9 protein-coding genes and 1 pseudogene are annotated in these 8,536 nt (G+C 70.2%); 2 read left to right on the top strand and 8 right to left on the bottom strand.

Translation table 11 applies throughout. The features are described 5' to 3' along the window. A partial coding sequence (locus ABI385_RS09475; protein ID WP_348103501.1) for a dihydrofolate reductase family protein occupies positions 1–267 on the top strand: 267 nt, incomplete at its 5' end. 138 nt (positions 268–405) lie between these two features. Beyond that, positions 406–2,409 (top strand): acyltransferase family protein, encoded by a 2,004-nt coding sequence (locus ABI385_RS09470; protein ID WP_348103500.1) that lies wholly within the window; start codon positions 406–408, stop codon positions 2,407–2,409. Positions 2,410–2,491: 82 nt separating this feature from the next. Here the strand turns inward: ABI385_RS09470 and ABI385_RS09465 are convergent, their stop codons facing one another. From ABI385_RS09465 to ABI385_RS09430, 8 genes and pseudogenes are all read right to left on the bottom strand, one after another. Continuing rightward, a complete protein-coding gene (locus ABI385_RS09465; protein WP_348103499.1) occupies positions 2,492–4,450 on the bottom strand; it encodes a M3 family metallopeptidase in 1,959 nt (652 codons plus the stop codon). A gap of 11 nt (positions 4,451–4,461) precedes the next feature. After that, on the bottom strand, positions 4,462–5,370 hold the full coding sequence (gene mutM, locus ABI385_RS09460) for a bifunctional DNA-formamidopyrimidine glycosylase/DNA-(apurinic or apyrimidinic site) lyase (protein WP_348103498.1): 909 nt from the start codon (positions 5,368–5,370) through the stop codon (positions 4,462–4,464). Between the two features lie 28 nt (positions 5,371–5,398). After that, on the bottom strand, positions 5,399–6,184 hold the full coding sequence (gene rnc, locus ABI385_RS09455) for a ribonuclease III (protein ID WP_348103502.1): 786 nt from the start codon (positions 6,182–6,184) through the stop codon (positions 5,399–5,401). A gap of 22 nt (positions 6,185–6,206) precedes the next feature. Continuing rightward, on the bottom strand, positions 6,207–6,401 hold the full coding sequence (gene rpmF / locus ABI385_RS09450; protein ID WP_348103497.1) for a 50S ribosomal protein L32: 195 nt from the start codon (positions 6,399–6,401) through the stop codon (positions 6,207–6,209). Position 6,402: 1 nt separating this feature from the next. Next, entirely contained in the window at positions 6,403–7,020 is a 618-nt protein-coding gene (locus tag ABI385_RS09445; RefSeq protein WP_348103496.1) for a DUF177 domain-containing protein, read from the bottom strand. Positions 7,021–7,132: 112 nt separating this feature from the next. Beyond that, entirely contained in the window at positions 7,133–7,621 is a 489-nt protein-coding gene (gene coaD / locus ABI385_RS09440) for a pantetheine-phosphate adenylyltransferase (RefSeq protein WP_348103495.1), read from the bottom strand. A 50-nt stretch (positions 7,622–7,671) separates the two neighbouring features. Continuing rightward, positions 7,672–8,307, bottom strand: coding sequence for an RsmD family RNA methyltransferase (locus tag ABI385_RS09435; protein ID WP_348103494.1), 636 nt, complete (start codon positions 8,305–8,307; stop codon positions 7,672–7,674). Then, positions 8,307–8,536: pseudogene (locus ABI385_RS09430) on the bottom strand (ATP-dependent DNA helicase RecG); the annotation flags it as partial. The pseudogene ABI385_RS09430 and the gene ABI385_RS09435, both read right to left, overlap by 1 nt.

Below are 8,536 nucleotides of genomic sequence, written 5' to 3'. Positions count from 1 at the left end.
GTGAAGGTCGTCGGTAGCCTGGACCTGGTGCAGACGCTGCTGCACGAGAAGCTCTTCGACCGTCTCGACCTCTGGGTGCACCCGGTCATGCTCGGCGTCGGCAAGAAGGTGTTCGACGCAGGCGCGGTACCCACGAACCTCACACTCCTCGAACCGCCGGTCGCCGGGCCGAAGGGCACCGTGTACCTGCGCTACGGGCTCGCCGACGGCATACCCAAGACGGGAGACATGAGCGAACCCGACCGCGGCACCGGACACGACGACTGAAACCGCCCGACCCGCAGAACGGTCCCAGCCCTGCCGTGCGACCGCGTCCTCACCACCCCGCGTGGCGACGAGGCATACGTCCGTGTCCTGCCTATGCTCGCGAGTGGGTCACCGTCCAGCAGCCGAGGAGGACCGAGGTTGACGACGCTCGACGAGACGGGCACGGACCGAGCGGAAGCCGTCCTCCTCGAGGCCGCACCAGAGTCAGCACCCGAGCGGACTCCGCAGGCGACCGGCCGGCATCTCGAGGGCCTTGACGGGCTGCGCGCTCTCGCCATCGCCGCGGTCGTGCTCTACCACCTCGACCCAGCGTGGCTCCCCGGCGGGTTCCTCGGTGTGGACGTCTTCTTCGTCGTGTCCGGCTTCCTGATCACGACCCTCCTGCAGCGTGAGGCTGTCGAGCACGGCCGGATCCAGCTGCAGCGCTTCTGGGTCCGCCGGGTCCGGCGGCTCGTCCCTGCTCTGGTCGTATGCGTGTTGACCAGCACGCTGGTCGCGCGGTTGGCACACCACGACCTCGTGGTCGGCATCGGCAGACAGCTGGTCGGGGCGCTGACCTTCTCTACGAACTGGGTGGAGACGATCGCCGGGTCGAGCTACTTCGACCGGACCTCCCCGCTGCTGTTCATGAACTTCTGGTCGCTGGCCGTCGAGGAGCAGTTCTACCTCGTCTGGCCGCTCGCTGTCGGCGTCATCATCGCCGCCTCGGTGGCCGTCCCATCGCGGATGCGCCGCAGTCTCGGACTGACCGTCGCCCTCATGGCCGCAGCCGCGTCGGCCGGGCTGATGGCCGCCCTCTACACCCCGGGCGAGGACCCCACCCGCGTCTACTACGGCACCGACACGCACTCGATGGGCCTGATGCTCGGCGCCGCACTGGCGTTCGCCTGGGCCTCGCCGACGCGAGCACGGGTCGAGGGTCTTTGGCTGCGTGTCCGACGGCCGGCGCTCGTCGCGGCCGGAGCGCTTCTCGGCGGCCTCATGCTCGTCCTGCGCGAGGACAGCCCGTTCACCTACCGCGGCGGCATCCTGCTCGCCTCGGTGGCCACGGCTGTCCTCGTTGCCGGTCTGCTCCCGGTGGCCGAGGAGCCGTCCCGTTGGCGCACCGCCATGTCCACCGCTCCGATCACCTGGATCGGTCGCCGTTCGTACGGCATCTACCTGTGGCACTGGCCCGTCATCATCATCATCGACCAGCAGATGCGCGCCGTCGAGGGCAGCCTCCAGTATGTCGTCACGCGGATCTGGTGCGTCCTGGTCACCATCGTGATCGCGGACCTGTCCTACCGCTTCGTCGAGGCGCCGATCCGGGTATGGGGCTTCCGGGCTTGCGCACGGATGGCGTGGGAGCACCTGCAGTCTCCCGTCTCGACCTGGGCGCGGGTCGCAGCCGGCGCAGGCGTCGCAGCCCTCGTCCTCACCGCAGGTGTCGTGGCCACCGCACCGGCGCTCAGCGACACGGCCACGGTCCTCGCCCAGAACGCCGATGACTCACCGAACCGGCCGAACCCAGCCGTGACGACCGGAACGGCGAGCCCCGGTCAAGCCGGCGGCCCGCTCCCGAGTGCACCCGCGCCACAAACCACCAACGCCGGCGCGTCGCCGCCGCAGGACTGGTCGATGCCCTCGGGCAGCGAGATCGACGTGTTCGGTGACTCCCTGGTGGTCGTCACCAAGGTCGCCATCGACTACTACTTCCCCGGAGTGCGCCAGGACGCGAAGTCCAACCGCCAGTGGACTGACGGGCTGAGCGAGGTCAACGGTCGCGGCAGCGACATCCGGCGAACGGTGGTGCTGGCCTTCGGCACCAACGCGGGGGTCAGCGAGAAGACCTTGACGAGCGTGCTCGACAAGGTCGGGACCAACCGGATGGTCATCCTGGTCAACCTCTATGGCAAGGCGAGCTGGATCGACGAGGCGAACCGGCGGCTGGCCGGCGCGGCAGCCACCCGGTCCAACGTGATCGTCGCCGACTGGAACACCGCGATCAAGGCTCACCTCGACCTGCTCCAGTCCGACGGCATCCACCCCGGCATCACCGGAGCCCACCTCTACGCCAAGACCATCCGGCAGGCGATGGCCGACCTCAGCACTAGGCATACCGGCCAGGCCGTCCCCCTCAAGGACCTGCCGGTCTACTGATCGGGGTGCGTGGCCGGCTCACCCCACCAGCCACCTCCACCCGCCCACTCCGACAGCTCACTCCGCGAGCCACTCCGACAGCTCACTCCGCGAGCCACGCGGCGTACGAGTCGAACGTGTAAGGCCGGCCGAGGAAGTCCGCGACGAGATCCGCAGCGTCTCGCTGACCGCCCGGCGCGAGCACCCGGTCCCGGTAACGACCGGCGACCTCGGGGTCGAACAGCGCGCTCCTGTCGAACGCGCTGAACAGGTCCTTGGCGATGACGAGCGACCACGCATAGGTGTAGTACCCCGAGCCGTAGCCCTCGAGGTGGCCAAAGCTCGCCGGCATGTGGGTGCCCTCGATGTAGGGGAACAGGCTGTAGCGCCCCTGCAGCTCCTTGGTGCGTTCGGTCAGGTCCGTGGGGATGTCGACGTGGAACCAGTAGGACATCGCCGCATAGAACATCTGGGTGCGCGCGTCATAACCCTTGCCGAAGTCGTCGGCGCGACGCATCTTGTCGACCAGTTCGACCGGGATCGCCTTCCCGTCGCCGTTGCGGGCGAAGGTCCGCAGCACGTCGGCGTCCCACGCCCACTCCTCGAGCATCTGGCTGGGAGCCTCGACGAAGTCCCACTCGGTCGCGACACCCGAGAACCGGACCCATTCGCCACGACCGGCGAGAACGTGATGCACCAGGTGGCCGAACTCGTGGAACAGGGTCACGACGTCGGAGTGCTCCATCAGACCGCGGGGGAAGTTGCAGGCCAGCGTTCCCTCCGCGAGCTGCCGTCCGGCGAGCCCACGGACCAGGTCGAACTGCGCCGCGTGCTTGAACTTGCCCTCCCGCGGGTGCAGGTCGAGGTAGATCCGCCCCAGCCGCTCGCCGCTCGAGGCGAGCAGGACGTCGTATGCCGCCACGTCCTCGTGCCAGACCACCGCGTCTGTCGCGGGTGCGTAGGTCAGCCCGAACAGCCGGCCGGTCACGTCGAGCAGGCCCTGCCGGACCGCGGGGAAGTCGAAGTAGGTGCGCACCTGCTGAGCGTCGACGTCGAGCTGCTCACGGCGTACGGCCTCGGCGTAGAACGCGAGGTCGGAGGTGTCGATCGTCGTCGCGTCCGGGTAGTCCTGACGGAGCCGGTCGAGGACGATCTGTCGGTCGCGCTCCCCCGACTCGAGCGCGGCGGACGCGATCCGGTCGATGAACTCGGGGATGGCCGTCCCCGTCCGGATCATCTTGACCTCGGCGTCGTACTCGGCCCAGTCGGCGTACCCGAGGATGCCGGCGTGCTCGCGCCGGATCTCCAGCAGCTCGGTGAGCAGCGGGTCGTTGGCGGGGTAGGCGCGGTTGAGGAACGCCATCCGCAGGGCGTGGCGGACCTCGCGGTCGCGGCCGTAGGTCGAGAAGGGGACGACGTCCGGGTAGTCGGTCGTGAGCGTGATGAGGCCGTCGACGCCGACGGGGTGGGCGTCGACCCAGTCCTGGGGCATACCGTCCAGCTGGTCCGGGCGCACCTGCACCGTGCGGACGTCGTCGCGGATGTTCTTGCTGAACTCCTGCCCGACCAGCACGGCCCGCTCGGCCAGCTCCTTGACCCGCCCTCGGGTGGCGTCGTCCTTGTCCACGCCTGCGCGATGGAAGTCCAGCAACGTCTTGTCGAGCAGCCGGGTCGCGAGGTCGTCGAGGCCCCCCGTGTGTCCCTCGAGGGCGGCGAACACCTCGTAGAGGTCGCGGTCGAGGCTGAGGTCGGTGTCGAGCTTCTGGACCTCCTGCATCGAGGACTCCGCGCCCGAGCGGACAGCCTCGAGAGTGTGGACCTCGGAGAACAGCGACGCGACCGAGGCGACGTTGCTGATCGCGACGGTGACGTCGTTCCACCGGTGCAGCACCTCGAGGGCGTCGGTGGGTCGGTCGACCTTGAGCTGCTCCACCAGCCGGCGAGCGAGGTCGAGCTCGGTACGCGTCAGCATGCCCAGCCACTCCTCGGTCTGCGCCGGTGGAGGCAAGGCCACGGCGGCGAGAGAGGTGGACGGAGTGGTCGGATCTGGGGTCTGGCTCACGACCGGCAATGCTAACCGCCGCGTCTGACGAGGCGGGGTCGCGGTTGACACCGGGGGCAGGAGAAGGAGGACCGGTTCATGAACGCCTCGCGCCGGATCGGGGTGCCGCAGCGTCGACAGGGACGCCCCTGCTGGCCGTAGGCGTCGAGCGAGCGGTCGAAGTAGCCGGAGGCGCCGTTGACGTTGACGTAGAGGGCGTCGAAGCTCGTCCCGCCTTGCCCCAATGCTTCGGTCATGACCTCGGTGGCGTGGCCCAGGAGCCGGTGCAGCGCCGGTCGGGTGAGCCGGTTGGCAGGTCGCTCACCGTGGATCGCCGCGCGCCACAGCGCCTCGTCGGCATAGATGTTGCCGATCCCGCTGACCAGGCTCTGGTCGAGCAGACACCTCTTGACGGCGCTGTCCCGACGACGCATCCGCGCGACGACGGCATCGGCGTCCCACGCGTCCTCGAGCGGGTCGGGCGCGATGTTCGCGATCGACTCCGGTATGCCGTCCGCCCGCAGCTCGGACAGCGCGAGCCCGCCGAACGTACGCTGGTCGACGAACCTCAGCTCGGGACCGTCGTCGGCGAACGAGAAGCGGGCGTGCAGGTGACGCTCCAGTGGGGCGTCAGGGGCCTCGACGAGCAGCTGGCCGCTCATCCCCAGGTGCACCAGCAACGCGTGGCGCCCGGAGCTCGAAGCGGCCGACCGCCGTTCCTCGGCTGGGTCGGCTGGGTCGAGGACCAGCCAGAGGTACTTGCCCCGCCGGCGCGCCGCGACGACGGTGTCGCCCTCGATCCGGGAGACCAGGTCGGCGGGGCCGGGGACGTGCCGGCGGGCCACCCGCAGTCCGTGCAGCTCCGCGGTCTCGATCCGGCGGCCGACGACGTGGTCGGCCAAGCCTCGGCGGACCGTCTCGACCTCGGGGAGCTCGGGCACGCTCAGCCCCGGTGCGCGCCGGCGAGCGTCACGGCGTACCGGGTTCGAGGGTCGGCTCGAGCTGGGGTTCGAGGAGGGGCGCGGGGTGCCGGCGGGCGTCGAGGGTGGCCCAGGCCTGCTCTGCCGCGCACTGCTCGGCCTCCTTCTTGCTGCGGCCGTCGCCGTGGCCGAGGACCTCGGCGCCGACGAGCGCGCTGGCCACGAAGTGCTTCTCGTGGTCGGGTCCGGACTCGGTGACGTTGTACTCCGGGCTACCGAGCAGGCACGCCGAAACCAGCTCCTGCAGGCTGGTCTTCCAGTCCAGGCCGGCGCCGAGGGTCGCGGAGTGGCTCATCAGCGGGTCGAACAGGTGGTGAACGAACACGCCTGCTGCCGTAATGCCGCAGGACAGGTGGATGGTCCCGATGACCGCCTCCATCGTGTCTGCGAGGATCGAGGCCTTCTCACGTCCGCCGGTGGCCTCCTCGCCCCGGCCGAGGAAGACGTACTCCCCTAGCCCGATGGTCCGGGCCACCTGCGCGAGCGCCCGCATGTTGACGACGGAGGCACGTAGCTTGGCCAGCTGCCCCTCGGGGAGGTCGGGGTGGGTGCGGTAGAGCGTGTCGGTCACGACCACACCGAGGACGGAGTCGCCGAGGAACTCCAGCCGCTCGTTGTTCGGCAGTCCGCCCTGCTCGTAGGCAAACGACCGGTGCGTGAGGGCACGCACGAGCAGCGACTCGTCGACCCGCTCACCGACCACCTCGTCGAGGTAGTCGGCCAGCGCGCCGACGGGTCGCGGTATGCCTCCCGCCGATCGGGCGGCAGATCCCAGGGGCGTCACCGCGCTAAAGCGTTCAGACCTGGTGCTCGGTGCGCTCGGCTGCGGCGTAGTGCCGGCCCTTGTAGGTCCCGCAGGACGGGCAGGCGACGTGCGGCTGCGTGTTGGCCCCGCACTGGGGGCAGGTCGTGAGGGCGACCGGGGTCGCCTTCCAGTTGGCCCGGCGCGAACGGGTGTTGGAGCGCGACGTCTTCCGCTTGGGGACGGCCACGTCAGTTCCTCTTCTCTTCGGTCTGCTGAATGCTGGCGGTGGTGCCGTTGGTGGTGCTGGGTTCGAGCAGGCCGGTGAGGGAGGCCCATCTCGGGTCGAACATCTCGTGGTGGTGGTCCGGATCCTGCGCGAGCAGCGCCCCACACTCGGAGCACAGCCCGGGGCAGTCCGGCCGGCAGACGGGCTGGAACGGCAGGGACGGGACCACGGCGTCCCGGATCACGGGCTCGAGGTCGATCATGTCGCCTACCAGCTCGTGCACCTCGTCCTCGCTGCTTCCCTCCCGGTCGGCACCCACCTCGTGGTGGTGGGCCGCCCGGTCGGCATAGGCGAACAGCTCCTGGAACCGCGCGTCCGCCTCGAAGGTGGCCGGCTCGAGGCACCGTACACAGGCGCCGGTTGCCGTGCCCCGGACCGAACCGCTCACGAGGATCCCCTCGACGACCGACTCCAGCCTGATCTCCAGGTCCAGGGGGGCACCCTGGGGGACGGCGATCACGTCCGTGCCGAGCTCGTCGGGCGCCTCGACCTGCCGGGTGAGCTCCTGCATCGTTCCCGGTCGCCGACTGAGCTCCCGGGTGTCGAGCACCAGGGGCTGGCGAGGGTCGAGGCGATTCATGAGGTCCACGGCGTTTCGGCGTCAGAGAGCGGTCGGGCCGCGTCCACGACGGACGATGACCGACCTATGAGGTTACCGGAGCCGCAGGCCCGCACCCAAATCCGCGGTGAGATCAGGAGAGGGTATGCAGCGCCTTGAGCACCGGGTCTGGGACCAGTCCGGCCACGTCCCCGCCGTAGCGGACGACCTCCTTGACCAACGAGCTCGACACGTGCGCGAAGCGTGGGTCGGCCGGCAGGAACACCGTCTCGATCCCTGTCAGATGCTTGTTCATCAGGGCCATCGGCAGCTCGTACGCGAAGTCGGTGTCGCCGCGCAGACCCTTGACGATCGCGATCGCGCCCAGCTCGGCGCAGACGTGGACCAACAACCGGTCGGCGAAGGCCTCGACCCGTACGCCGTCCACCCCCGCCAACGACGACTCGAGCAACGCGAGACGTTGGTCGACGGGGAAGGCCCCCTGCTTGGCCGGGTTGTAGAGCACGGCCACGACCACCTCGTCGAACAACGTGGCAGCCCGGCCGATGACGTCGACGTGCCCGTTGGTCACGGGGTCGTAGGACCCGGGACAAACCGCTCGCCTCGTGACGTCGTCGGCCATGGCGGTCACGCTACCAACCAGCCATCGGGACTGATGGTGGCCACTGAGCCTCAGGCCACCTCGTCCGGGCCGGGCGCGTCCGCGAACCAGACGCGCGTCTCCCCATAGCGCCTCTCCTCGGACGGCTCGAGGCCCTCGGGCCAGCGCGGCTCCGGGGTCCGCGAGGACCGCTCGACCACGACCAGCGCCCCCGGCGCGAGCCAGCCGTGGAGCACGAGCAGCCGCAGCACGTCGGCGAGACCGTCCTCGGGCAGGTCGTAGGGCGGGTCGACCATCACCAGGTCGACCTGACCGACCTGCCCGACCTGCCCGCCCATGCCGCCCGTTCCGCGCATGCCGCCCGTTCCACCCGAGCCAGGGCCGCCGAGCAGCGTGCGTTCGACAGAGTCCGTCCGCACGACCACGCCGGGCATCGCGACCACCGAGGCGTTGCCCCTCGCCACGGCGGCTGCCGCGCGGTCCGACTCCACCAGCAGGACCGACGTCGCCCCGCGCGACGCCGCCTCGAGCCCCAGAGCCCCCGAACCGGCATACAGGTCGAGCACCCGAGCGCCGTCCAACGCGTCGAGGTGCTCGAGCCGGGAGAACAGTGCCTCACGCACCCGGTCCGACGTCGGCCGGGTCCCGGAACCCACGGGCGTCCGCAGCCGTCGTCCCCCGGCGGCGCCACTGATGATCCGCGTCATCAACCGCGCTCCAGGTATGCCGCCTGCTCGGCATCCAGGCGGCCGGCCACCCGCGCAGCGAGGTCAGGGTGTCCGGCCAGCGTCGGGTCCGCAGCCACGACCGCCGTGGCGTCCTCCCGGGCGTCCTGGATGACAGCGGCGTCCCGCGGGTCACTCATCCGCAGGAACCGCACCGACGAGAACCGTCCGCTCTGCCGGGCTCCCAGGATGTCGCCTTCCCGGCGCAGCT

Origin of the sequence: Lapillicoccus sp. (genome assembly GCF_039935575.1) — a bacterium.
GTDB lineage: Bacteria > Actinomycetota > Actinomycetes > Actinomycetales > Dermatophilaceae > Lapillicoccus.
This window is presented reverse-complemented; position numbering and strand designations above follow the sequence as displayed.

Bases quoted from the DNA above. Each gene is read 5' to 3' on its own strand.
- ABI385_RS09445 (WP_348103496.1), bottom strand. From the start codon at position 7,020: ATGAATCGCCTCGACCCTCGCCAGCCCCTGGTGCTCGACACCCGGGAG.
- ABI385_RS09435 (WP_348103494.1), bottom strand. From the start codon at position 8,307: ATGACGCGGATCATCAGTGGCGCCGCCGGGGGACGACGGCTGCGGACG.
- coaD (WP_348103495.1), bottom strand. From the start codon at position 7,621: ATGGCCGACGACGTCACGAGGCGAGCGGTTTGTCCCGGGTCCTACGAC.